Below are 23,254 nucleotides of genomic sequence, written 5' to 3'. Positions count from 1 at the left end.
TGTGCGGTGCACCGGTGCTTCCCGATCACTCCGCCGCCCGCTCCCTGAGCGAGGTGTAGGCATCCAGCGCGCCGCCCAACGGGTGGTCGCGCTTCTTTCGGCAGCACTGCGCACCTCGCTTCCGCGACCCCATCCCTCTTGTCGCAGGAGCGCGATCTCTCATGTCTTCCACTGTGTCCACTGCCGCCCGTCCCGGGCTGGTCTACCTCGTCGGCGCCGGCCTCCTGTGGGGCACCGGCGGTCTGCTCGGCACGTTGGTGCACCGGGCCACCGGATTGTCGCCCGTCTCGGTGGCCACCTGCCGGCTCGCCGTCGGCGGGGTGCTCCTGGTGGCTCTGCTCGCCGGCACGCGGCGGCCGTGGCCGCGAGACCCGCGGGCTTGGCGCCGGATCGGCGCGGTCGCCGTGCTCGCGGCGGCCTTCCAGGCGGCCTACTTCGGCGCGGTCGCCGCATCCTCGGTCAGCCTCGCGACGCTGATCACGATCGGTATGTCGCCGGTGGTCGTCGCCGGGTTGGAGCATGTCACCGGACGACGCGCGGTGGACCGCCGCCGCGCGGCGACGATCGGCATCGCGGTGGGCGGACTGGTCTTGCTGGTCGGGGTGCCGGGCGGTGCCGGCGACGCGCGCGGGTTGCTGGTGGGCGCGGCGTTCGCGGCGGTGGCCGCCGCGGCGTTCGCGACGGTCACCGTCCTCAACGCCGTGCCGGTGCCCGGGCTCGACGCGATGACCACCACCGGCCTCGGGTTCACCGGAGGTGCGCTGCTGCTGGCGCCACTCGCGGCCACGAGCGGGCTGGCGTTCGTCCCGACGCCCGGCAGCATCGCGCTGGTCCTGGTGCTGGGGCTCGCGCCCACCGCGGTCGCCTACACGTTGTACTTCCGCGGCCTCTCGGACGCCGGTCCGGGTATCGCCGCGGTACTGGCCCTGCTGGAACCGCTCACGGGAGCGGCGCTTGCGGCGGTGATCCTCGGCGAACGCCTCACGGCGGCGGGCCTGGCGGGAGCCGCGCTGCTGATCGTGGCGTTGCTGCTGGCCGCGACAGCGGCGCGTCCTGCGGTCCGGGGGCCGGACGCGGCATCGGAGCGGGGGCACCGCCGCGACTAAGCTTCGGCGAGTGACGACAGCCGCGACGACCCCGATTTCCACTTGGGCGCCGCTGCGTTCACCGGTGTACCGCGCGCTGTGGGTGGCGCAGCTGGTGTCGAATCTCGGCACCTGGATGCAGACCGTCGGCGCGCAGTGGATCATGGTCGACCAGCCCAACGCGGCGGCGCTGGTGTCGTTCGTGCAGACCGCCATCACGCTGCCGGTGATGCTGCTGGCCATCCCGTCCGGGGTGATCGCCGACCTCGTGGACCGGCGCAGGCTGCTGCTCGGCGCCCAGTCCGCGATGGCGGCGCTGGCCGCGCTGCTCGCCGTGTCGACGGCGACGGGTCACACCACCCCCGGCGTGCTGCTCACCTTGTTGTTCCTGCTCGGTTGCGGGCAGGCGCTGACCGCGCCGGCCTGGCAGGCGATCCAGCCCGAACTGGTCTCGCGCGAGCAGATTCCGGCGGCCTCCGCGCTGGGCAGCATGAACATCAACATCGGCAGGGCGGTCGGTCCCGCGCTGGCCGGCGCGCTGGTCTCGTTGTCCGGGCCGACGCTGGTGTTCGCGCTGAACGCCGTGTCGTTCGTCGGGATCGTCGCCGTCCTGACGGTCTGGCGCAGGCCGGCGATCGATCGTCGCCTGCCCACCGAGCGCCCGCTGGCGGCGTTGCAGGCGGGCACCCGGTTCATCCGCGCGGCGCCCGCGATCCGCCGGGTACTGCTGCGGTCGATCCTGTTCATCGCACCCGCGAGCGCGGTCTGGGCGCTGCTGCCGGTGATCGCGCGCGACCGGCTCGCGCTGTCGTCGTCCGGGTACGGCCTGATGCTCGGGGCGCTCGGCGTCGGCGCGGTGCTCGGCGCGGCGATGCTGTCCCGGTTGCGGGCATGGCTCACCCCGACGCAGCGGCTCACCATCGCCGCGATCCTGTTCGGGTCGGCGACGGCGGGCACCGCGCTGCTGCGCGTGGTGCCGGTGGTATTGGTGCTGCTGGTCTTCGCGGGACTGGCTTGGCTGCTGGCGATGTCCACGATGAACTCGACCATGCAGCTGCTGCTGCCCGCCTGGGTGCGTGCGCGCGGATTATCGGTGTATCTGCTGGTGTTCATGGGCGGCCAGGCGATCGGCTCGCTGGTCTGGGGGCTGGTCGCCGGTGCGATCGGCTCGGTGCCCGCGCTGCTGTGGGCCACGGCGCTGCTCGCGTTCTGCGCGGTGAGCACGGTGTGGCTGCCCATCCGGAACGATCCCGAGGTGCTCGACCTGACGCCCTCGGCGTTCTGGCCGGAGCCGCAACTGGCGGTGGAACCCGATCCCGACGACGGTCCGGTGCTGATCCTGCGCAGCTACGACGTGCCGCCGGAAGACGTCGAGGAATTCCTCGCCGCCATGGCCTTCGTCGGCCGGTCCCGGCAGCGCACCGGCGCGATGGAATGGCGCCTGTATCGCGACGTCGGGGTGATCGACCGCTATGTCGAGGCGTTCGTCGTGCGGTCCTGGGCCGAGCACATGCACCAGCATCAGGTCCGGCTCACCGCGCAGGATCAGCTGCGGGAAGAGGCAGTCGCGAAGTTCGGCGCCGTCGAGGGGGAGCAGGTCACCCACCTCGTGGCGGTCGACCGGCGCTAGGGCGGTGCCCTGCGCGCGGCTGCCGAGTGCCTGATTCGGTGCGGTCGCCCCGACCGCATACACTGTCCGGCATGCGGATGTTCCTGGATATCCTCCTGATCATCACCAGCGTGCTGCTGGTGCTGCTGGTGCTGCTGCACCGCGCCAAGGGTGGAGGTCTGTCCAGCTTGTTCGGCGGCGGCGTGCAGTCCAGCCTGTCCGGGTCCACCGTCGTGGAGAAGAACCTCGACCGCGTCACGATCTTCACCGGCGTCATCTGGTTGATCGCCATTCTCGGCATCGGCCTCGAGATCAAGTTCGCCTGATCCCGGCGGCCACCGAGCCCGCCGTGAGCGTCGCCGCGCCGAGCACGAACGCGGCGATGACGAACGCGGCGGGATAGGACGTCCCGAGCACCGGGGCCACTGCCACCGGCCCTAGGATCTGTCCCGCCCCGTACCCCGCGGTCAGCGGCGCCGCCGCGGCCCCGTCGGTCAACTCGGCGCCGACTCGCATCGCGAGCATGACGATTCCGACGAACGTCCCCCCGAACAGCGCCGCGGCCGTCACCGCGGCCCAGATCGCACCGGATACGGCGGGGAGCATCGCCGAGACACACTGCGCCCCCAGCGCGACGGGTAAGAGGAGCGCCGGAGGCCGGCGCCGCGCGGCCCCGGCCCAGAGCACGGTCGAGACCGCCGCCGCCGCGCCGACGACGATCCACATCGCCGAGCCGGTCACCGGCCCGCGCTCCGCGCTCACCGCCGCCACCAGGAAGGTGCCGATCACGATGTACCCGAGGCCTTCGAGGAAGTAGGCGACGAACAGCGCACGCCAAGCGCGCAGGACCCGTGCCGCTCCGCGTGGCACGCGCCGCCCCGGACGGATGTCGAGGCGCCGGACGGGAATCAGAAGGGCCGCGGTGAGCGCCGCGGAGATCAGCCAGAGAGCCTGCCACGAGACCACCGGCCGCAACGCCAGCACCAGCAGGCCGGTCCACGCGATGCCGAATCCGATACCCCCGAAGACGATTCCCGCCGATTGCCTGCCGCTGCCGGGTCGGCTCGCGAAACTCGCGCAGGCAACGAAGATCACCGCACTGGCGACGCCCGCGACCAAGCGCACGAGAGCGAGCAGCAGGATCGGCCCCGGCGCCGCCATGAGCGCTTCGCTCGCGATCAACAGTCCTGCCGACGCCAGGAAGGTCGTGCGGCGGCCGAGTTCGGGCCGCCAGGTCAGCAGCAGCGCGCCGAGCAGATAACCGGCGTAGTTCGCGGTCGCGATCAGGGCGCCGTCGTGCGCGGTGATGCGCTGCGCGTCGACCATGAGCGGCAGCAACGGGGTGTAGACGAAGCGTCCGACGCCCATCGCGGCGGCCAGGCCGGATGCCGCCGCCACCGCGGGTGCGAGACCGCGGCGCGGGGGCCCGGCGAGGACAACAGTGGTCACCGCTCGACCGTACGAGACCGGGGCAGCGGGCGGGAAATGCTTTCCACGCACGATGTATACGCTCGACGCATGGATATCGAGCTGCGGCACCTGCGGGCGTACCTGGCGTTGTGCGAGGAGGCGAACTACACCCGCGCCGCGACCCGGCTGCACCTGAGCCAACCCGCGTTGACCAGGACGATCCAGCAGTTGGAGCGGTTGGTCGACTGCCGGTTGGTGGAGCGCACGTCACGGCGATTCGCGCTCACCGCGGAGGGCGCCGAACTCCTGGCCCACGCCCGCCGCATCCTGGCCGATGTCGACGGCGTCGCCGCGGAACTGCGCTCGCGCGCCACGCTGGAGATCGGCTTCTCGTGGCTGCTGCCCGACGCGTGGTTCGCCGCGACCCGCCGCCGTTACGAAGAAGACGGTGGCCGGATCACCCTGCGGCGCGTGGACGATCCGCTCGCCGCACTCGGCGAGCGCACGGTCGACATCGCCATCTACCGCAAGGAGACTCGGCTGCCGCGCCACCTGGCGTCGCGGATCATCGCGACGGAACGGCGGGTGCTCGCGGTGTCCACCCATTCGCCGCTGGCGAGCACGCCCCAGCTGTCCTGGTCCGATCTGGCCGATCGGCCCCTGGTGGTCAACACCGTGTCCGGCACCACCGATGCGGCGTCCTGGCAGCCGGTCGACTCGGACCGCGCCGTCATCACCTGCACGAACTTCGACGAATGGATCGAATTGGTCGCGGCCGATCGCGGTATCGGTGTCGTACCCGATCTCGCGCGCACCAGGGCGCCACATCCCGGCGTCGTCTATCGGGACATCCCCGACGCCCCGCCCTCGTACGTGTACGTGGCGTGGCGGGCCAGGCCGGTCCCGCCGCGCTCGGTGCAGCGTTTCCTCGGCGCGCTGTGAACGGCGTCAGTCGACGCGCGGGATGCGCCCGTCGATGTCGGTGAACCCGTAGTACTCGGCGAGATCGGCTACCGGCCAGGGCAACCCGGTGCGGGAGCGACGCCCCGCGTCGGTGGCGAGCGCGACGACGGCGCGGCCGGTGAAGCGCGGCGTCTGCGCATCGCCGAGGTCGAAGGTGCCCTCACCGGGCAGCGTGACCAGCCTGCGGCCGTCGGCGCCGGCCGGAACCAGTTGCAGCAGTTCGGTGTCGACGATGCCCGGCCAGAGCGAGACCACGGTGACCTCGGTGCCCGCGAGGTTGTGCGCCATGTCGGCGGTGAGCCGGTCCAGCGCGGATTTCGCGACGCCGTACACCGCGTTGTGCATGTACCTGCGCGCCCCCGGCGAGGAGATGTTGGCGATCAGCCCGCCCGATTCGATCAGCAGCGGCGCGGCGAAATAGCTGGCCACGTAATGCGACCGGACGCCGACATCGAACGACTCGTCCCACGCCGCGGGCGGCACCTCCCAGAACGGCTTGCCCAGCCATCGGGCCGCGGCGGGGGAGTTGTAGACGTTGTTCACCAGCACGTCCAGCCTGCCGTGCTCGGTGCGGATCAGCTCGAACAGCCGCTCCACCGCGTCGTCGTCGCGGTGGTCGCACACGAATGGGATGCCGACCCCGCCCGCGGCATCGATTTCCGCGGCCGTGGCGTGTACGGTGCCGGGTAGTCGTCCCTGCGCCGCCGAGCGTCCGGTGACGAACACCGTGGCACCCGCCGCACCGAGTTCCAGCGCGATGCCTTTGCCGATGCCGCGGCTGGCGCCGGTGACCACCGCGATCTTGCCTTCGAGCCTCTCGGGTATTCCGCTCACGAAACCGGAACATTACCGTGAAACGATAACGTGTTCTAGGTTTTGGAGGCCCGAGTGGAGCTGACGCATCGGTTCGTGACGACCGACGGGGTTCGTATGCACGTCGCCGAGCAGGGAACCGGGCAGCCGGTGGTCTTCTGCCACGGCTTTCCGCACACCTGGTACATCTGGCACCGCCAGCTTCCCGCGGTCGCCGCCGCCGGGTATCGAGCTCTCGCGCCGGACCTGCGCGGCTACGGTCGTACCGACGTCCCGGCCGACCCGGAGGCGTACACCAATCGCGCGGTCTGCGGTGATCTGCTCGCTCTGCTCGACGACATCGGCACGGAGCAGGCGGTGTTCGTCGGCTTGGACTTCGGTGCGGCGCTGGTGTGGGAACTGGCATTGCGCGCGCCGGAGCGGGTGCGCGGCGTGATCGTCTTGAACAATCCGTTCGCGCCGCGTCCGCCGCGTGCTCCGTCACAGCTGTGGGCGAAGGCCGCGGCTCGGCACTTCCTGCACCTGCACTACTTCCAGACTCCCGGCGTAGCGGATGCGGAACTCGGCGCGCGTCCGCGGGAGTTCCTGGCCCGCGTCTACTACGCGCTCAGCGCCGACTACCACTACCTGGACACCTGGCGCTTCCCGGCCGAGGGCACCGGCTATCTCGATGTGCTGCCGGAGGCGCCCGCGCTGCCGTGGAGCTGGCTCGGCGCGGACGAGCTGGACGTGCTCGCCCGAGATTTCGAACGCACCGGGTTCACCGGCGGATTGAACTGGTATCGCAGCCTGGACCGCAACTGGGAACTCACCGCCGGGTACGCGGACGCGAAAGTCGCTGTGCCCGCCTACTTCCTGTACGGCGACCGCGATCCCGACATGGAAGGCTTCAGCGGCCGCGACCCGCTGGCCACGCTGCGTGCGCACGTCGCCGACCTGCGGGCGGTCACCGAGATCAGGGACGCGGGCCACCTCGTACAGCTGGAGCGGACCGAGCAGGTGAACGCGTTGCTCACCGCTCATCTCGCCCACTTGGCCGCGCATCCGGCCCGGCTTCCGGCCTGAGGTGAAACGCCTTCGGGCTCAGCGATGTTCGTTGTCGGTGGGCACCGCTAATGTTCGGTGAATGAGTTATAGCCTGAGCATCTACGTCGTCGAACTGGACAGGGTCAAGGGCGCCATCGGGTCCCGGGACGACAAGCTCCGGCGGATGATCGGCGGCCGGTTCAAAGCCCAGCTGACCCACGACGACGACTGGTTCGCCGACGAGATCGCGGCCGGCGCGCCCACCCGTTACGAGGCGGTGCGCGCCGTCGTGGACGGCGGTCCGTTCGACCCGGCCTACGGTTTCCAGTACGGCTACGCCTACCAGACGATCTGCCAGTTCTACGGTCGCTTCGTGGACAACCGCTACTTCTCGGCGTTCCGGGGTCGCTGGCTCGACCACATCGACGACGGCCTGGCCACACTCGGCATCAAAGCGGTGAGCGTCCGCGCGTTCATGTACCACTCGCTGCCGCCTTCGCTGCCGCAGCCGGATGAATTGCCCGGCTACGGCGAATGGACGCCCGAGCAGTGCGCCGAAGCGCTCGTGCAGTGGGAGTCGACCACGCCGCCACAGCGTGAGGAGGTCGACCACGAGGTCCTCGCGGCGATCGAGTCCTGTGTCGAGTGGATCCGGGAGGCGCAGGCGCGTCCCGGCTGGGGCATCGCCGGGTTCTTCTACTGAACACTGCCCGGCGGGAGGCACACTGCCCGCCGGGAGGCGCGGTGACCTAGCGGTATTCCTCCGCCAGCTTCGGGTAGTCCGACCACCGGGGCAACGGTTGGAAATCGAGGTAGGCGGTGAGACGGTCGAGCAGGTACTGCCAGCGCGGGCCGATCGCGCCCGCGTCGGCGGGACACACGTGGCGGCGGGTCAGTTCCACGGTGGTGACCACGCCGACCTGGGTCATCCGGACTTCGAGCAGGCAGCCGTCGATGTGCACGACCAATTCGTGCGGCGCCTGGCAGTGATCGACCCGCACCGCGACCGGGCCGGGGACCGGACCGTCGAACAACTCGATGGTGAGGTTGCCGTTGCCGCCGGAGACGGCCCCGAGCCAGCGGGCGAGCTGGCCGCGCTCGGTGGCCGCCGACCACACGTCCAGTACGGGCTTGTGGAACGACCGCAGGTAGTGCAGGAGCACCAGATCGCCGTCGGTCGTGTGCTCGTGCTCCGGCCGCACCTCGCCGAGCATGGACATCGTGGTCATCGCGAGTCCTTTCCGCTGCTGGTCACCGTCACCTCACTGTATTTCCACTATTCCCCGGTCGAATCGAATTCCGGGGAATGCCGGGCCCCGGCGTGCCGCGGTTGCACGCCGGTCGCGTCGCGGAGAACCCGGAGGGCGGCGGCTTCGATGCGGTCCTCGTCGAGCAGCACCGTGGCGGCGGCCGGCCCCAGCGGCACGAAACTGTCCTCGCTGGTCACGCGCGCGAGCCTGCCGATGAAACCGGCGTCGATCAGCGCGGCGCACACCGCCTCCGACACACCGCCGCTGCGCCGCGTCTCGTCCGCGACGAGGACCCGCCCGGTCGCGCGCGCGTGCCGCAGCAGATCGTGCACCGGCAGGGGAGCGAGCCAGCGCAGATCGAGCACGCGTGCGCGGATCCCGAGCCGGGCCAAGCGCTGTGCCGCGCGCAGGCTCATCGGCACGCTGTTGGCGAAGCCGACCAGGGTCAGGTCGGCCCCGTCGCCGTAGACCCGCGCGCGGCCGATCTCGACGTGTTCGTCAGGAGACGGGCGGGCCAGCCAGCCGTCATCGCCCGGTTGGTGCAGGTCGCGGGTGTGATACAGCGCGATGGGCTCGAGGTACAGGCACACTCTGCCGTCCACCCGGGCCGCAGACACGCACGTGCGCAGCATCGCCGCGGCGTCGTCTGCGCGGGACGGGGAGGCGAGCACGACGCCGGGGATGTCGCGCAGCGCGGCCACCGAGTTGTCGTTGTGGAAATGGCCGCCGAAGCCCTTCTGGTAGGCGTATCCGGCGATCCGCACCACCATCGGATTCCGGTAGCGGCCGTCGGAGAAGAAGGACAGCGTGGCCGCTTCGCCGCGGATCTGATCGGCGGCGTTGTGCAGGTAGGCCAGGTACTGGATCTCCGGGATCGGCACGAATCCGGCCAGCGCCGAGCCCAGCGCGGTCCCGAGGACGCTCTGCTCGTCCAGCAGGGTGTCGAACACGCGGCGGGCGCCGAACCTCCGCCGCAAACCCTTGGTCACGCCGTATACGCCACCCTTGCGGCCGACGTCCTCCCCGAAGACGAGCACGTCGCGGTCGCGCGCCAGCAGGCTCGCGAGCGTGTCGTTGATCGCCTGCGCCAGGGTCACCGGATCACCCTGCGCGGCGCCGTTGCGACGATGCGGCGTATCGATGTCGGCGATCGCGTGGCCGGACTCCGCATTTCCGCGGCTGTCGCGCCGGAGTGCGTCGGCGCGCACGAGTGCCGGACGGTAGGGGCCGATCGGGGCGGTCACGGCCGCCGCCGAGGCGAGTTTCGGTTCCGTGGAGACGAGCTCGGCGGTCGCGGCGACGCGGCGGCCCAGGTCGGCGTATCGGTCGAGCAGGTCGGTGGGGGTGGCGACGCCGGACTCGACCAGCAGCCGTGCGGTCGCCAGGACCGGATCGCGAGCGAGATCGGCGGCGATGTCGGCGGGACGGCGGTAGGCGGTTTCGACGTCCGAGCCGGCGTGGCCGAGCAGCCGCACCGTCCGCAGATGCAAGAACGCGGGCGCGCGGCCGGCCCGCACCCACCGGACGGCAGCGTCGGCGGTGGTCAGCGCGTCGAGTGCGGCGCAGCCGTCCGCGTGGAAGTAGGCCAGACCCGGGCGGTGGCCGTATGCCTGCTCGACCCAATCCGGGGGAGTGGGGACGCTGATCCCGATGCCGTTGTCCTCACAGACGAACAGGATCGGCATCGCAATCCCTTGCCCGGCCGTATGAATCGCGGCATTGATCGCTCCGGCCGCGGTGGAGTGGTTGGCCGACGCGTCGCCGAAACTGCACAGCACCACCGCGTCGGCGGCCCAGGGACCGGCGACGCCGAGCCGTGCCGCGCGATCGATCGCGAACGCCAGACCTACCGCGCGGGGCAGATGTGACGCGATGGTCGAGGTCTGGGGGATGACGTGGGCGGCAGCGCTGCCGAATACCTTGTGCCGCCCACCGGAAATCGGGTCCGCCGCCGCGGCGACCACGCCGAGCAGCACGTCCCGGATCGGGTCGAGCCCGGGCACGCGCCGGGCCCGGTGCACGAAGAACGCTCCCGAGCGGTAGTGCAGCAGGGCGGGGTCGGTGATCCGCGCAGCGGCGGCCAGGGCGGCGTTGCCCTCGTGACCGGACGATCCGATGCTGTAGAAACCGCGCCGGGCGCTGCCGAGGCGGCGGGCCGCGAGATCGAGATGCCTGCTCGTCGCTTGCGCGTCGAACAACTCCAGGCACGCCGCGCCCGTGACCGCGACGCCGGGTGCGACCGGCTGATCCGCCGGACGGCCGGGTCGCGGGCGGAGTGCGGCGACGGCGGTGCGCCACCGCTCGTCCAGATCCACTGCCTGCTCGGTCACCGACCGATCATCTCGTAAACTTCGCCGTTCGGCTGCGTTATCAGGCGGTGTTCTTTCCGCTGATGGGCATAGTGGCAGACAAATTTACGAGGTCTGCCGGGCTCGGCAGCAGTGACACCGCTCGCCCCGCAAGGCCGGAGCAAACCACGGCCCTCCGGCTTCCGGGGCGAGGCAGCCCGCGCGGACGCGGCCACGCCGACGGCCGGGGTGTGGCCTGCTCAGCGCAGTGCGGACGCGGCCTCTTGATCGAGCAACCAGGTGGTGGAGTCCAGACCGATCGCGCCTGCCGCGGGCACCTCCACCGGTTCCGCGCCACCGATGGCCGCGGCGACCGCCTCCGCCTTGGCAGCGCCGCCGATTACCAGCACGACGTGGCGGCTGCGGCGGATCGCGGGCAGGGTGAGCGTCACCCGCACCGGCGGCGGCTTCGGCGAATTCGTCACGGCGACGACGAGCTCGTGCTGTTCCCGCACCGCGTCGGTGTGCGGGAACAGCGAATTGACGTGGCCCTCGCCGCCCATGCCGAGCAGGTGCAGATCGAACGCGCCGTGTTCGGCGAGATAGGCGTGCACCGTCGCGGAGTACTCGGCCGCCGCCTCCACCGGGTCGGGGTACTCGCCGTCGGAGACGGCCACCGGATGTACCCGCGCCGGGTCGACCGGCACGTGGTCGAGCAGCGCCTGCCGGGCTTGCAGGTCGTTGCGCTCCGCGTCGTTCGCCGGCACGAAACGCTCGTCACCCCAGAACACCTCGACCCGGGACCAGTCGATGTCGCCGGGTGACTTGCGCACCAGCTCCAGCAGGGCGATGCCGGTTCCGCCGCCGGTCAGGACGACCGACGCGGAACCCCGCTCGGCCTGTGCCGCGACGACGACCGAGACGAAGCGGGCCGCGGCGGCGGCCACCAGCGACTCGGTGTCGAGGTGCACCTCGACGGTGTCGCTGGGGAACGGCGAATCGGTGTGCTCACTCATAGATCACCTTCTCGATTCCGGCCAGCGCTTCCGCATAGGTCTCGTCGGCGTCCAGCCTGCGTAGGTCTTCGGCGAGGCAGTCGCGCGTCTCCCTGCGCGCCAGGGCGATCCGTTGCACCGGCTCACCGGTGCGGGTCAGCGTCGCGGTGCGGCCGGTTTGCGGGCGTTCGATCGCGATGGAGACGGTGGGGCGGTGCAATTCCACCTGCAGCGGGCCGGTGCGGCGGCGCACGGGGCAGTCCAGCCGGGCGGCCAGCCAGCCGGCCAGGATGTCCAGGGCGGGTTCGTCGCGCAGCCCGGAGACCGTCACCGAATCCACCGTTTCGAACGGCGGCTCGTCCATGGCCGCGGCAAGCAGGGCACGCCAGTAGGTGATCCGGCTCCAGGCCAGGTCGGTATCGCCGCTGGCGTAGGACTGCAGCCGCTTCTTGATCGCCGCCTGCGGATCGGGCGCGAACGTGGCGTCGGTGATGCGGCGGCCGGCCAGGCGGCCCACCGAGTCCTTGGACGGGAACTCCGGCGCTCCGCGTGGCCACCAGGCGACCACCGGCGTGTCCGGCAGCAGGAACGGGGTGACGACGCTGCTCTCGTGGTTGACCAGTTCGCCTTGCAGCCGCAGCACGATGACCTCGGCCGCGCCCGCGTCGCCGCCCACCCGGATCTGCGCGTCCAGCCGGGTTGCGGCCTCGCGGTCACCGCGCGCCAGCACCACGACGCGACAGGGATGCTCACGGCTGGCCTCGTTCGCCGCGTCGATCGCGTCCTCGGCCTCGGAGCTGTCGAGCGTGCACACCACCAGGGTGAGCACGCGGCCCACGGTGATCACGCCGTTGCTCTCGCGCAATTGCACGATGCGCTTGGTGACCTCGCCGGTCTTGGTCTCGGGCATGTCGACGATCACGGGCGCCGCCATTCCCGCCCGGTGCGGGCGATCATCTCGTCGGCCGAGGGCGGACCCCAGGTGCCCGCCTCGTACGGCTCCGGCCTGCCTTCGGCGGCCCAGTGCTCGAGCACCGGATCCAGGATCCGCCAGGACAATTCGACCTCCGCGTTCACCGGGAACAGCGACGGCACCCCGAGCAGCACGTCGAGGATCAGGCGTTCGTAGGCCTCGGGAGAGGATTCGGTGAACGCCTCGCCGTAGGTGAAGTCCATGTTGACGTCGCGCACCTCCATGCTGGAGCCGGGCACCTTCGAGCCGAACCGGGTGGTGATGCCCTCGTCCGGCTGTACCCGGATGACCAGCGCGTTCTGCCCGAGTTCCTCGGTCATGGTCTGGTCGAACGGCAGGTGCGGCGCCCGCTTGAAGATCACCGCGATCTCGGTGACCCTGCGGCCGAGGCGTTTTCCGGTGCGCAGGAAGAACGGGACACCCGCCCAGCGGCGGGTGTCGATCTGCAGCCTGATCGCGGCGTAGGTCTCGGTCTTCGAATTCGGATCGAAGCCCTCCTCCTCCGCCAGGCCGACCACGTGCTCGCTGCCCTGCCACCCCTCGGTGTACTGGCCGCGCGCGGTGGTCTCGTCCAGTGGTTCGACGAGCTTGGTCGCGGAGAGCACCTTGATCTTCTCGGCCTGCAACTGCTTGGGCTCGAAGCTGATCGGCTCCTCCATGGCGGTGAGCGCCAGCAATTGCAGCAGGTGGTTCTGGATCACGTCCCGCGCGGCGCCGATGCCGTCGTAGTAGCCCGCGCGACCGCCGAGGCCGATGTCCTCGGCCATCGTGATCTGCACGTGGTCGACGAAGTTGGCGTTCCAGATCGGCTCGTAGAGCTGGTTGGCGAAGCGCAGTGCCAGGATGTTCTGCACCGTCTCCTTGCCCAGGTAATGGTCGATGCGGAACACCCGCTCCTCGGGGAAAACCCCGTTGACCAGTGCGTTGAGCTCCTGCGCGCTGTGCAGGTCGTGCCCGAACGGCTTCTCGATCACCACCCGTCGCCAGGGTTTGCGCGCCGCGTCCGGCCCGGTCGTCTGCGCCAGGCCGTGCGCGCAGAGCTGATCGAGCACGACCGGGAACATGTTCGGCGGGATGGACAGGTAGAACGCGTGATTGCCGCCGGTGCCGCGTTCCTTGTCCAGCGTGGTCAAGGTGTCGGCGAGCCGGTCGAACGCCGCGTTGTCGTCGAAGCTGCCCTGGACGAACCGGATGCCCTCCGAAAGCTGATCCCAGACCTCCTGGCGGAAGGGGGTGCGCGCGTGCGCCTTCACCGCCTCCAGAACCACCTGGGCGAAATCCTCGTCGGCGTAGTCGCGACGCGCGAAGCCGACCAGGCCGAAGGCCGGGGGCAGCAGCCCCCGGTTCGCCAGGTCGTAGATGGCCGGCATCAGCTTCTTCCGAGACAGGTCACCCGTGACACCGAAGATGACCATGCTGCACGGTCCGGCGATGCGCGGCAGCCGTTTGTCCCGTTTGTCACGCAGCGGGTTCTGCCATTCGGCGGCCTCGGGCCGATCCGTCGGCGCTGCCCCGGCCATCGATCAGCCGTTCCCGGTCGACGCCGACTTCAGCTCGTCGGCGGTGGCGGAAAGCAGCTCCTCCCAGGATTTCTCGAACTTGTCCACGCCCTCGCGCTCGAGCACCGCGAACACGTCGTCGAGATCGACGCCGACCGCGGCGAGCCGATCGAAGACCCCCTTGGCCTCCTCCGCCTTGCCCGACACGGTGTCGCCGCTGATCACGCCGTGATCGGCGACCGCCTGCAGTGTCTTCTCCGGCAGCGTGTTCACCGTGTTCGAGGCCACCAGCTCGGTGACGTACATCGTGTCGGGGTAGTCCGGGTTCTTCACGCCGGTCGAGGCCCACAGGGGACGCTGCCGATTCGCGCCCGCGGCGGCCAGGGTCAGGAAGGTCGAGGTGTGCTTGCCACCGTCGAAGACGTCCTGGTACTCGGCGTAGGCCAGGACGGCGTTGGCGATTCCCGCCTTGCCGCGCAGCGCGAGCGCCTCCTCGGTGCCGAGCGCCTCCAGCCGCTTGTCGATCTCGGTGTCCACGCGGGAGACGAAGAACGAGGCGACGGAATGGATCTTGGCCGGATCGTGGCCGGCGACCTTGGCCTTCTTCACGCCCTCGAGGTAGGCGCCCATCACCGCGCGGTAGCGCTGGACCGAGAAGATCAGCGTGACGTTCACGCTGATGCCCTCCGCGATCACCGCGGTGATGGCGGGCAGGCCCTCCTCGGTGGCGGGGATCTTGATGAACAGGTTGGGCCGGTCGACGATCTTCCACAGTTCGACCGCCTGCGCGACGGTCCGGTCGGCGTCGAACGCCAGGCGCGGGTCGACCTCGATGGAGACCCGGCCGTCCACGCCACCGGAGGCCTCGAAGACCGGAGCGAACACGTCGCAGGCCGCGCGGACGTCATCGGTGGTGATGGTGCGGATCGCGGCGTCGGCGTCCGCGCCTTGCGCGGCAAGCTCTTTCAGCTGGCCGTCGTAGGCGTGACCCTGGCTGAGCGCACCCTGGAAGATCGTCGGGTTGGTGGTGACCCCGACGACCGAGCGGGTCTCGATCAGTTCGGCGAGGTTGCCGGACCGGATGCGGTCCCTGGACAGATCATCGAGCCATACGGACACTCCCGCCGCCGACAAAGCGGCGAGATTCTCGTTCTGAGCCATGAGCGCTTATCCCTTCACGTTCTCGAGCGTGCGCTGCGCGGCGGCAACGACGGCTTCCGGAGTGAAGCCGAATTCGCGGAACAGGGTCTTGTAGTCGGCGGAGGCGCCGAAGTGCTCGATCGACACGATCTCGCCCGCGTCACCGGCGAACCGGTGCCACGGCATCGCGATACCGGCTTCGACGACGACGCGAGCGGCGACCGCGGGCGGGAGCACCTCGTCCCGGTAAGCCTTGTCCTGCGCGTCGAACCACTCCACGCACGGCATCGACACCACGCGGGTGGCGATGCCCTGCTCCTCCAGCGTAGTGCGGGCGGCGACCGCGAGCTGCAGCTCCGAGCCGGTGGCGATCAGGATCACTTGCGGTGTGCCCGTGGACGCCTCGGCCAGCACGTAACCGCCCTTCGACACACCCTCGAAACTGGTGCCCTCCAGGATCGGCAGATCCTGGCGGGTCAGTGCCAGCCCGGACGGGCCGTCCTGGTGCGGCGGCTCGGACACCGAGAAGTGCGACCGGTGCTCGCTGCTGTCGCGTTCGAGGATGGTGCGCCAGGCGTAGGTGGTCTCGTTGGCGTCGCCCGGACGGACCACGTTCAGGCCCGGGATGGCGCGCAGCGCGGCGAGATGCTCGATCGGCTGGTGCGTCGGGCCGTCCTCGCCGAGGCCGATGGAGTCGTGGGTCCAGACATAGATCGCGGGCACCCGCATCACCGCCGCCAGGCGGACGGCCGGACGCATGTAGTCGCTGAACACCAGGAAGGTGCCGCCGTACGGACGGGTCGGGCCGTGCAGCGCGATGCCGTTGAGGATCGCGCCCATCGCGTGCTCACGGACGCCGAAGTGCAGGGTCCGGCCGTACGGGTCGGCCTTCCACATGCCGGTGGAGATCGACTCCGGCCCGAAGCTGGGCTGGTCGGGCATGGTGGTGTTGTTGGACTCGGCCAGGTCGGCCGAGCCGCCCCACAGCTCGGGCAGCACCGGCGCCAGCGCGGCGAGCACCTTGCCGGACGCCTTGCGGGTGGCCATGCCCTTCGGATCCGGTTCGTAGCTGGGCAGATTCGCGATCCAGTTGTCCGGCAGCCGCCGCTCGATCAGGCGGTCGAACAGCGCCTTGTTCTCCGGGTTGGCCGCGGCCCACGCGTCGAAGGACTTCTGCCACTCCGCGTGCGCCGCGCGCCCGCGTTCGACGACCTTGCGGGTGTGCTCGATGACCGCGGGATCCACGTCGAAGCTCTTGTCCGGGTCGAAACCGAGGATCTTCTTGGTGGCGGCCACCTCGTCGGCGCCCAGCGCCGCGCCGTGCGCGGTACCGGTGTTCATCTTGCTGGGGGCGGGGTAGCCGATGATGGTGCGCAGCACGATGATCGAGGGCTTGCCCGTCTCGGCCTTGGCGGCCTCCAGGGCGGCCTCGATCGCGACGACGTCCTCGCCGCCCTCGACCACCTGCACGTGCCAGCCGTAGGCCTCGTAACGCTTCGCGACGTCCTCGGTGAAGGCGATGGTGGTGTCGTCCTCGATGGAGATCTTGTTGTCGTCGTAGACCACGACGAGGTTGCCCAGCTGCTGGGTGCCCGCCAGCGACGACGCCTCGGAGGTGACGCCCTCCTCCAGGTCGCCGTCGGAGGCGACGACGTAGACGAAGTGATCGAACGGGCTCGCGCCGGGCGCGGCGTCCGGGTCGAACAGGCCGCGCTCGCGCCGGGCCGCCATCGCCATGCCGACCGCCGAGGCCAGGCCCTGGCCGAGCGGGCCGGTGGTGATCTCGACGCCGTCGGTGTGCCGGAACTCGGGGTGGCCCGGGGTGAGCGAGCCCCACTTGCGCAGGTTCTTCAGGTCGTCCAGCTCCAGGCCGTAACCCGCCAGGTAGAGCTGGATGTACTGGGTGAGGCTGGAATGACCGCAGGACAGCACGAACCGGTCCCGGCCGACCCAGCTCGGGTCGCTCGGGTCGATGCGCATGGTGCGCTGGTAGAGCGTGTACGCCAGCGGCGCCAGGCTCATCGCGGTGCCGGGATGGCCGTTTCCGGCGTTCTGCACCGCCTCGGCGGCCAGGACCCGGATGGTGTCGACAGCCTTGGTGTCCAGATCCGTCCAGTCGTCCGGGTGGTTCGGCTGAGTGAGGGCGCGGATGTCGTCTGTGATCGACACGACCGAGGTTCTCCTGACATTGGTTCGTCGACGGCGGGTGGGTTCTGACGGCGATGATCGCGCGGCAGCTACGGCATGCTCACCGGGTATACCCAACTACCCTAGATGTGCCCGGTGACCGGCACACCATTAACCCTGTCTTGGTTTCGCGGCCGCTGTCGCGCTGTGTGTTCGCTCGCGCCTGCCCCGGGTGCGGAAATTCTTCCGCGCCGGGGAACGGTATTCGGGCCGCACCACGAGCGACGCGGACCTGACGCGAGGACCGGGCGGCCGGAGCCTCGGACAAGAGCCCTACCGGCGGGTCGCCGCCCCTGGCGAAGACCCTCCGTGCGGTACGGGACCGGCGGTAGGGCGCGTCACACACCGGCGCCGTTGCGCGGGGGCGAGGAAAGGGGCGGGGGCGGCGTGGGTCTACCATCCTTTGTAGTAGTAGTCGCGCCGCACCGGTCGGCAGGGGCGCCGGGGCGGACGGAAGTCCGGCGCGGGCTCGTCCGTACCACCGGAACCAGCGCACTGCTGGTCCATGCCGGATGCGATGCACAGCGTGCGAGGAGAGACAGTGCGGATTGGGCAACGGCCGGGTGGCGATGGTGCGCACGGCTCCTCCGCGACGGCGCTGGCCGACCGGTTCACGGGTTCCGGCCTACCGTCCCGGCTGATGCGACGGGCGCTGGCCTACATCGCGCTGACCAAGCCAAGGGTGATCGAGCTGCTGCTGGTCGCCACGATCCCGACCATGCTGCTCGCCGATCGCGGCACCGTCGACATCCGCCTGATCCTCGCGACGCTGTTCGGCGGCTGGATGGGCGCGGCGAGCGCGAACACGCTCAACTGTGTCGCCGACGCCGACATCGACAAGGTCATGAAGCGCACCGCCAAGCGGCCGCTGGCCAGGGACGCGGTGCCCACCCGCAACGCCTTCGTCTTCGGCGTCGTGCTCGGCCTCGGCTCCTTCGCCTGGCTGTGGTGGCAGGCCAACCTGCTCAGCGGCCTGCTCGTCGTCGCGACGATCCTGTTCTACGTCTTCGTCTACACACTGGGCCTCAAGCGCCGCACCTCGCAGAACGTGGTGTGGGGCGGCGCGGCAGGCTGCATGCCCGCGCTCGTGGGCTGGTCGGCGGTGACCGGCGGCATCGGCTGGCCCGCCCTCGCGCTGTTCGGCGTCATCTTCTTCTGGACGCCGCCGCACACCTGGGCGCTGGCCATGCGTTACAAGGAGGACTACCGCGCGGCGGGCGTGCCCATGCTGCCGGTGGTCGCCACCGAGCGGACGGTCACCAAGCAGATCGTCGTCTACACCTGGCTGACCGTGCTCACCACCCTCGCCTTGGCGCCCGCCACCGGCGTGATCTACACGGCCGTGGCGCTGGTGGCCGGAGCGTGGTTCCTGCTCATGGCGCACCAGCTGTACGCGGGCGTGCGGCGCGGCGAATCGGTGAAGCCGCTGCGGCTGTTCCTCCAGTCGAACAATTACCTGGCCGTGGTGTTCTGCGGCCTCGCGGTGGACTCGGTGCTCGGCTGGGACACCATCGGCAGCTTCTTCAGCTGATCGCGCCGATGTAGCCGTCCGGACGGACGAGCACCCGGGTGCCCTCGACCGCGGCATAGGCCGTGAAAGCGTGCCCGTCGACATCCACCACGTGCGGCCCGGCTACCGGTGTCCCCGGGCGAACCACCGCATAGGCGTCCGGTTCGGCCGCAGGTGGCGTGCCGAAGGACAGCACCGTCGCGTGCGGCCCGCGGAACAGGTCGAACAACCGGACCGGCCGCCCCGCGTCGTCCTTCACCGGCGCGTCCGGCGCCCGGTCGCCGGTCGCCAGCTGGTCTCGCACGGCCGGGTCGCGGTAGCTGATGTCCAGCTGCTGGGTCTCCGGCCCCCGCCGCATCGCGTCCTCGTCGCCGTCGATCAGCTTGTCCAGCAGTTCGGAGCTCAGTCCGAGCACCCTGGCGGCGACCGTCCTGCGCTCGGTCTCGTAGCTGTCCAGGAGGGTGTCGTCACCGGCCAAGGCCGCGGCCAGCTTCCACCCGAGGTTGTAGGCGTCCTGGACGCCGGTGTTCAATCCTTGGCCGCCGGTGGGCGGATGCGCGTGCGCTGCGTCCCCGGCGAGGAAGACTCGGCCGTCCCGGAATCGTTGCGCGAGACGGACATTGGGCCGCCAGACCGTCGCCCAGGTCAGGTCGGTCAGCGTGACGTCGTCGCGCCCGCAGTAGCGGTCGGCGTACCGTTGCAGCAGTTCCAGGCTCGGCTGCTCGTCCGCGGTGAGCGGCGCCGCGAACTGGAAGTGCCGCCCACCGGGCAGCGGGGACAACGCGATGCCCTGCATCGGCTGGTCGGCGGCGGCGAACCAGTAGCCGAATTCGTGGTCGAGCGCGTCGGCGCGCACGTCGCCGAGCAGCATTCGCAGCGACTCGTCGGTCTCGCCCTCGAACGCGATACCCAGCGCCTTGCGGACGGTGCTCTTGCCGCCGTCGGCGCCCACCAGGTACGCGGCGCGCACGGTCTCACCCCCGCCGTCGCGTTCCAGCGTCGCCGTGACGCCGCTGTCGTCCTGGTCGAAGGCGGCCAGTGCGGTGCCCAGTTCCACGCGCACGCCGAATTCGGCGAGCCGATCGCGCAGGATCGCCTCGGTCTGCGATTGGCCGAGCACCCACGGGTTGGGGTAGGGGACAGCCGGGGTGGGCTCGACCGGCTCGCTCATCCTGCGCTCGGTGACGAACTCGCCGCCGAGGTGCACCCGCATCACCGGTGTCGGCATCCCGGCCGCGTGCACGGCGTCCAGTACCCCCAGATCGTCGAAGACTTCCAGCGTGCGGGGCTGGATGCCGTCGCCGCGCGAGCCCGCGAAGAAGGTGGCCGCCTTGTCGACGATGCGAACCGGGATGCCGCGGCGAGCGAGATCGAGGGCGAGGGTGAGGCCGGTGGGTCCGGCGCCGGCGACGAGAACGAGCTGTGCCATGAGCTACTCCTGATGAATTAAAATTCACTGAATGCGAATTCAGTTTGACTCTTGGTACGTTGCCTTGTCAAGGAGGTGAGGTGGGTGTCGCTGAGTCGCAAGGAGAAGTCGGCCGAAACCGAGCAGGCGTTGAAGGCCGCGGCGTTGCGCTTGTTCGCCGAGCGCGGCTACCTGAACACCAAGATCACCGACATCACGGCCACCGCGGGGCGGGCGGCCGGGTCGTTCTACAACCACTTCGCGAGCAAGGAAGAACTGCTTCAGGCCCTGTTGAACGACTTGGCCGCGGCGGGGGACGAGCGCGCGGAGGGGCCGGATCACAACCCGGATTTCAGCGATCCGGAGGCGGTGCGCTATCACGTCGCCGGGTACTGGACCTTCGCGCGGGAGCACGCGCCCGTGCTGCGCGCGGTGAATCAGGCCGCCCTGGTCAACGAGGAATTCGCGCGGATGGTCGCGCGCTTCGGCATCCAGCAGCGCGCGGACATCGCCGATCACGTTGCGGGCTTCGCCGACCAGGGATTGCGGCTGCCGAGCACCGCCGATGCCAGCCTGGCGATGATGTTCCTACTCACCCAGAGCCTGCTGGCGGCGGTCGAGGAAGGAAACGTCGAACTGACCGACGAGCAGGCCGTGGAAGGCCTGACCCGCTTCATCTATCGAGGTCTCACCGGCCGCGACTACTGATGCGACGGTGGGCGACTCGTCGGGTCGCCCACCGTCGGCGGCTCACGGCAGCAGGACGATGGAACCGGTGGTCTTGCGGCCTTCCAGGTCGCGGTGTGCTCGTTCGGCGTCGGCGAGCGGGTAGGTGGCGCCGATCCGGATGTTCAGCGTGCCCTTGGCGATGGCGTCGAGGATGTCCCCCGCGCGCCAGGTGAGCTCGGCGCGGTCGCGGGTGTAATGCGCCAGCGTGGGCCGGGTGACGAACAGGGAACCGGCCGTGCTGAGCCGTTGCAGGTCGAACGGTGGCACCGGGCCGCTCGCGCCGCCGAACAGGGCGAGCGTGCCGCGCACGCGCAACGCGGCGAGGCTCGCCTCGAAGGTGGCAGCACCGACGCCGTCGTAGGCCGCCGCCACCCCCACGCCGTCGGTGAGCGCGCGCACCCGCTCGGCGAGGTCGTCGCCGTAGCGCAGCACCTCAGCGGCACCCGCCGCGCGCGAGAGCGTCTCCTTCTCGTCGGTGGACACCGTCGTGATCACCCGCACACCGCGTGCCGTGAGCAGTTGGGTGAGGATCAGGCCGACGCCGCCCGCGCCCGCGTGCACCAGCACCGTCTCGCCGGGCTCTGGCCGGTAGATCGACTCGATGAGATAGTGCGCGGTCATGCCCTGCAACAGCGCCGACGCGGCCACCGGCGCGTCGACACCGTCGGGCACCGGGATGGCGACGGCCGCGGGCACCGCGACCTCGGGCGCGTAGCTGCCCGGAGCGGCCGACCACGCCACCCGGTCGCCGACCGCGAACTCGGTGACGTCCGAGCCGACCTCGGCGACGACGCCGGTGCCCTCCGCGCCCGGGATGTACGGAACGTCCTGGGGGTAGCGTCCGGTGCGAATATAGGTGTCGATGAAGTTGACGCCGATCGCCCGCGTCTCGACCAGCAGCTGATCCGGTCCGATCCGCGGATCGGGCACCTCGACGTACTTCAGGACCTCGGGACCACCGTGTTCGGAAACCTGAATGGCGCGCATGTGTTTTAGTTCTACACCCGCGCGGCGGGCGTGGGGCCTACCGGTCGGTAAACTGCCTGCCATGAGTACTGAAACCGCCACGGTGCCGGCGAAGCTGCCGGGCGCCCTCGTGGAGTCCGTCAAAGGGTTCGTCGCCGACCACGGCGGATCGGCCACGGCCGTGCTCCAGCCCATCGGTCGCGCGGGCGTGCGCGTCACCTTGGTCGGCGCCGACGGCGTCCTCGGCGACCGGGTCGTCCCGGATCTGGACACCGCCAAGGCAGTGATCGAGACCATCGACGGCCTCACCGAGGCGGACGAATGGGACCGCGAACTCAGCTCGATCGTCACCCCCCGCAAGGGCCACTGGGCCAAGATGGCGGGCTGGGTCGCCAAGCAGTCTCGCTTTCCCAAGGCGCGCAACGAGAAGTGATCGGTGCGTAGTCGAGTGACGCTGCCCGGCCGCATCGGGACGGTGCTCGTCGCCGGTTGGACAGCTCTTGTCGCAGCGGCGATTCCGGCGGCCGCGCAGCCGTCGGAGACTTCGAACGCGCTGCGTGCCTGCACGCCCGGCGACTACCCGCCCTACTCGATCAGAGATGACGCGGGCGGTTACCGGGGTGTGGACGTCGACCTCGCACGGGAGTTCGCCGCACTGCTCGGCCGCCCGCTCGAGTTCGTGCCCGTGACCTGGGCGACCCTGAAGACGGACTTCGCCGAACGGAACTGCGATCTCGCGGTCGGGGGCATCTCCGACCTGCCGTCGCGCCGCGCGTTCGCCGACTTCTCGATCCCCTACGGGACCGACGGCAAGGCCCCGATCACCCAACGAGCGAACGGCGCGGCCTACTCGACCATCGCGGAGATCAACCGTCCCCGTGTGCGCGTGATCGCCAATCGCGGTGGGACGAACGAGGAATTCGCGCGCAAGAACTTCCCCGAGGCGCAGCTCACCTTGTGGCCGGACAATCTGACGATCTTCGGCGAAGTCGAACAGGGCCGTGCCGACGTGTTCGTCACCGATTCGGTCGAGGGCCGCTACCGCGTGCGTCAGCACCCGGACCTGCAAGTGCTGCATCCCGAAGCGCCGTTCGACATGTTCGGGAAGGTGCTGCTGGTGCGCAAGAACGATCCGGTCCTCGCGGCGCTGGTGGACGCCTACCTGGCGACCCGGCTCGCGACCGGCGCGGTGGACCGGTTGTTCGAGCAATGGATCGGGCCGAACGCCTCCGTCGGCTGAATCGTTCGCCGTCCGTGGGAGCGCGATGGACAGCGCCGAGGTTTCCGGGCTGCCGACTTACGGAAGCGTCCGGTGCCCTGATCGGGAAACTGTGGCGGTGGGCGAGATATCTGAAGCGAGCGAATCGGCGGCAATATGACCTGTTCGCCGCATCTCGCGCAGA

The 23,254-nt window shown here is 70.2% G+C and carries 21 protein-coding genes; 10 read left to right on the top strand and 11 right to left on the bottom strand.

The window, feature by feature from the left end:
* The first annotated feature begins 161 nt into the window (after positions 1–161).
* From ABZ803_RS03385 to secG, 3 genes are all read left to right on the top strand, one after another.
* On the top strand, positions 162–1,106 hold the full coding sequence (locus tag ABZ803_RS03385; protein WP_357032142.1) for a DMT family transporter: 945 nt from the start codon (positions 162–164) through the stop codon (positions 1,104–1,106).
* A gap of 10 nt (positions 1,107–1,116) precedes the next feature.
* Positions 1,117–2,715, top strand: coding sequence for an MFS transporter (locus tag ABZ803_RS03380; protein WP_357032139.1), 1,599 nt, complete (start codon positions 1,117–1,119; stop codon positions 2,713–2,715).
* A 71-nt stretch (positions 2,716–2,786) separates the two neighbouring features.
* Positions 2,787–3,020 (top strand): preprotein translocase subunit SecG, encoded by a 234-nt coding sequence (gene secG, locus ABZ803_RS03375; RefSeq protein ID WP_039798855.1) that lies wholly within the window; start codon positions 2,787–2,789, stop codon positions 3,018–3,020.
* Here secG and ABZ803_RS03370 read toward each other — a convergent pair.
* Positions 3,007–4,143 carry a YbfB/YjiJ family MFS transporter gene (locus ABZ803_RS03370; RefSeq protein WP_357032136.1) on the bottom strand — a complete coding sequence of 379 codons (1,137 nt, stop codon included), beginning with the start codon at positions 4,141–4,143 and terminating at the stop codon, positions 3,007–3,009. The two genes, secG and ABZ803_RS03370, sit on opposite strands and share 14 nt — an antisense overlap.
* A 69-nt stretch (positions 4,144–4,212) precedes the next feature.
* On the opposite strand from ABZ803_RS03370, the gene ABZ803_RS03365 reads away from it, so the two are divergent.
* Entirely contained in the window at positions 4,213–5,046 is an 834-nt protein-coding gene (locus ABZ803_RS03365) for a LysR family transcriptional regulator (RefSeq protein ID WP_357032133.1), read from the top strand.
* A 6-nt stretch (positions 5,047–5,052) separates the two neighbouring features.
* Here the strand turns inward: ABZ803_RS03365 and ABZ803_RS03360 are convergent, their stop codons facing one another.
* Positions 5,053–5,901: an SDR family NAD(P)-dependent oxidoreductase gene (locus ABZ803_RS03360; protein ID WP_357032130.1), complete on the bottom strand. Its 849-nt coding sequence runs from the start codon at positions 5,899–5,901 to the stop codon at positions 5,053–5,055.
* Positions 5,902–5,955: 54 nt separating this feature from the next.
* Between ABZ803_RS03360 and ABZ803_RS03355 the strand changes: the two genes are divergently transcribed.
* Positions 5,956–6,945 (top strand): alpha/beta hydrolase, encoded by a 990-nt coding sequence (locus ABZ803_RS03355; RefSeq protein ID WP_357032128.1) that lies wholly within the window; start codon positions 5,956–5,958, stop codon positions 6,943–6,945.
* Positions 6,946–7,006: 61 nt separating this feature from the next.
* Entirely contained in the window at positions 7,007–7,609 is a 603-nt protein-coding gene (locus ABZ803_RS03350; RefSeq protein ID WP_040867476.1) for a hypothetical protein, read from the top strand.
* Positions 7,610–7,655: 46 nt separating this feature from the next.
* Here ABZ803_RS03350 and ABZ803_RS03345 read toward each other — a convergent pair whose 3' ends face one another.
* The 7 genes from ABZ803_RS03345 to tkt all read right to left on the bottom strand — a co-directional run bounded on the left by ABZ803_RS03345 (position 7,656) and on the right by tkt (position 17,220).
* Entirely contained in the window at positions 7,656–8,135 is a 480-nt protein-coding gene (locus ABZ803_RS03345; RefSeq protein ID WP_062974903.1) for a hypothetical protein, read from the bottom strand.
* 47 nt (positions 8,136–8,182) lie between these two features.
* Positions 8,183–10,486 (bottom strand): thiamine pyrophosphate-dependent enzyme, encoded by a 2,304-nt coding sequence (locus tag ABZ803_RS03340; protein WP_357032125.1) that lies wholly within the window; start codon positions 10,484–10,486, stop codon positions 8,183–8,185.
* A gap of 218 nt (positions 10,487–10,704) precedes the next feature.
* Entirely contained in the window at positions 10,705–11,460 is a 756-nt protein-coding gene (gene pgl, locus ABZ803_RS03335) for a 6-phosphogluconolactonase (protein WP_357032122.1), read from the bottom strand.
* Positions 11,453–12,361: a glucose-6-phosphate dehydrogenase assembly protein OpcA gene (gene opcA, locus ABZ803_RS03330; protein WP_174554921.1), complete on the bottom strand. Its 909-nt coding sequence runs from the start codon at positions 12,359–12,361 to the stop codon at positions 11,453–11,455. The genes pgl and opcA overlap by 8 nt, the downstream gene beginning before the upstream one ends.
* Complete coding sequence (gene zwf, locus ABZ803_RS03325) at positions 12,358–13,932, bottom strand: glucose-6-phosphate dehydrogenase (protein WP_062974874.1); 1,575 nt, start codon at positions 13,930–13,932, stop codon at positions 12,358–12,360. Before zwf ends, opcA begins: the two co-directional genes overlap by 4 nt.
* Positions 13,933–13,935: 3 nt before the next feature.
* Positions 13,936–15,072: a transaldolase gene (tal, locus tag ABZ803_RS03320; protein WP_357032119.1), complete on the bottom strand. Its 1,137-nt coding sequence runs from the start codon at positions 15,070–15,072 to the stop codon at positions 13,936–13,938.
* A gap of 6 nt (positions 15,073–15,078) precedes the next feature.
* On the bottom strand, positions 15,079–17,220 hold the full coding sequence (gene tkt / locus ABZ803_RS03315; protein ID WP_357032116.1) for a transketolase: 2,142 nt from the start codon (positions 17,218–17,220) through the stop codon (positions 15,079–15,081).
* 559 nt (positions 17,221–17,779) lie between these two features.
* Between tkt and ABZ803_RS03310 the strand changes: the two genes are divergently transcribed.
* Positions 17,780–18,769 carry a heme o synthase gene (locus tag ABZ803_RS03310; RefSeq protein ID WP_357032113.1) on the top strand — a complete coding sequence of 330 codons (990 nt, stop codon included), beginning with the start codon at positions 17,780–17,782 and terminating at the stop codon, positions 18,767–18,769.
* Here ABZ803_RS03310 and ABZ803_RS03305 read toward each other — a convergent pair.
* Positions 18,762–20,177, bottom strand: coding sequence for an FAD-dependent monooxygenase (locus ABZ803_RS03305; protein ID WP_357032110.1), 1,416 nt, complete (start codon positions 20,175–20,177; stop codon positions 18,762–18,764). The two genes, ABZ803_RS03310 and ABZ803_RS03305, sit on opposite strands and share 8 nt — an antisense overlap.
* A gap of 84 nt (positions 20,178–20,261) precedes the next feature.
* Between ABZ803_RS03305 and ABZ803_RS03300 the strand changes: the two genes are divergently transcribed.
* Entirely contained in the window at positions 20,262–20,864 is a 603-nt protein-coding gene (locus ABZ803_RS03300; protein ID WP_357032107.1) for a TetR/AcrR family transcriptional regulator, read from the top strand.
* Positions 20,865–20,906: 42 nt separating this feature from the next.
* Here ABZ803_RS03300 and ABZ803_RS03295 read toward each other — a convergent pair whose 3' ends face one another.
* Positions 20,907–21,872, bottom strand: coding sequence for a quinone oxidoreductase (locus tag ABZ803_RS03295; protein WP_357032104.1), 966 nt, complete (start codon positions 21,870–21,872; stop codon positions 20,907–20,909).
* 61 nt (positions 21,873–21,933) lie between these two features.
* Between ABZ803_RS03295 and ABZ803_RS03290 the strand changes: the two genes are divergently transcribed.
* Positions 21,934–22,284, top strand: a complete 351-nt coding sequence (locus tag ABZ803_RS03290) for a hypothetical protein (RefSeq protein ID WP_357032102.1) — start codon at positions 21,934–21,936, stop codon at positions 22,282–22,284.
* A gap of 3 nt (positions 22,285–22,287) precedes the next feature.
* A complete protein-coding gene (locus tag ABZ803_RS03285) occupies positions 22,288–23,091 on the top strand; it encodes a transporter substrate-binding domain-containing protein (RefSeq protein ID WP_357032099.1) in 804 nt (267 codons plus the stop codon).
* Positions 23,092–23,254: the final 163 nt, after the last annotated feature.

Source organism: Nocardia sp. NPDC047648 (assembly GCF_040642815.1).
GTDB lineage: Bacteria > Actinomycetota > Actinomycetes > Mycobacteriales > Mycobacteriaceae > Nocardia > Nocardia gamkensis.
This window is presented reverse-complemented; position numbering and strand designations above follow the sequence as displayed.

What these genes read in the sequence shown, in the direction of transcription:
- ABZ803_RS03385 (WP_357032142.1), top strand. Translation starts at nt 162, where the DNA reads ATGTCTTCCACTGTGTCCACTGCCGCCCGTCCCGGGCTGGTCTACCTC.
- secG (WP_039798855.1), top strand. Translation starts at nt 2,787, where the DNA reads ATGCGGATGTTCCTGGATATCCTCCTGATCATCACCAGCGTGCTGCTG.
- ABZ803_RS03365 (WP_357032133.1), top strand. Translation starts at nt 4,213, where the DNA reads ATGGATATCGAGCTGCGGCACCTGCGGGCGTACCTGGCGTTGTGCGAG.
- ABZ803_RS03350 (WP_040867476.1), top strand. Translation starts at nt 7,007, where the DNA reads ATGAGTTATAGCCTGAGCATCTACGTCGTCGAACTGGACAGGGTCAAG.
- ABZ803_RS03345 (WP_062974903.1), bottom strand. Translation starts at nt 8,135, where the DNA reads ATGACCACGATGTCCATGCTCGGCGAGGTGCGGCCGGAGCACGAGCAC.
- pgl (WP_357032122.1), bottom strand. Translation starts at nt 11,460, where the DNA reads ATGAGTGAGCACACCGATTCGCCGTTCCCCAGCGACACCGTCGAGGTG.
- zwf (WP_062974874.1), bottom strand. Translation starts at nt 13,932, where the DNA reads ATGGCCGGGGCAGCGCCGACGGATCGGCCCGAGGCCGCCGAATGGCAG.
- tal (WP_357032119.1), bottom strand. Translation starts at nt 15,072, where the DNA reads ATGGCTCAGAACGAGAATCTCGCCGCTTTGTCGGCGGCGGGAGTGTCC.
- ABZ803_RS03305 (WP_357032110.1), bottom strand. Translation starts at nt 20,177, where the DNA reads ATGGCACAGCTCGTTCTCGTCGCCGGCGCCGGACCCACCGGCCTCACC.
- ABZ803_RS03295 (WP_357032104.1), bottom strand. Translation starts at nt 21,872, where the DNA reads ATGCGCGCCATTCAGGTTTCCGAACACGGTGGTCCCGAGGTCCTGAAG.
- ABZ803_RS03290 (WP_357032102.1), top strand. Translation starts at nt 21,934, where the DNA reads ATGAGTACTGAAACCGCCACGGTGCCGGCGAAGCTGCCGGGCGCCCTC.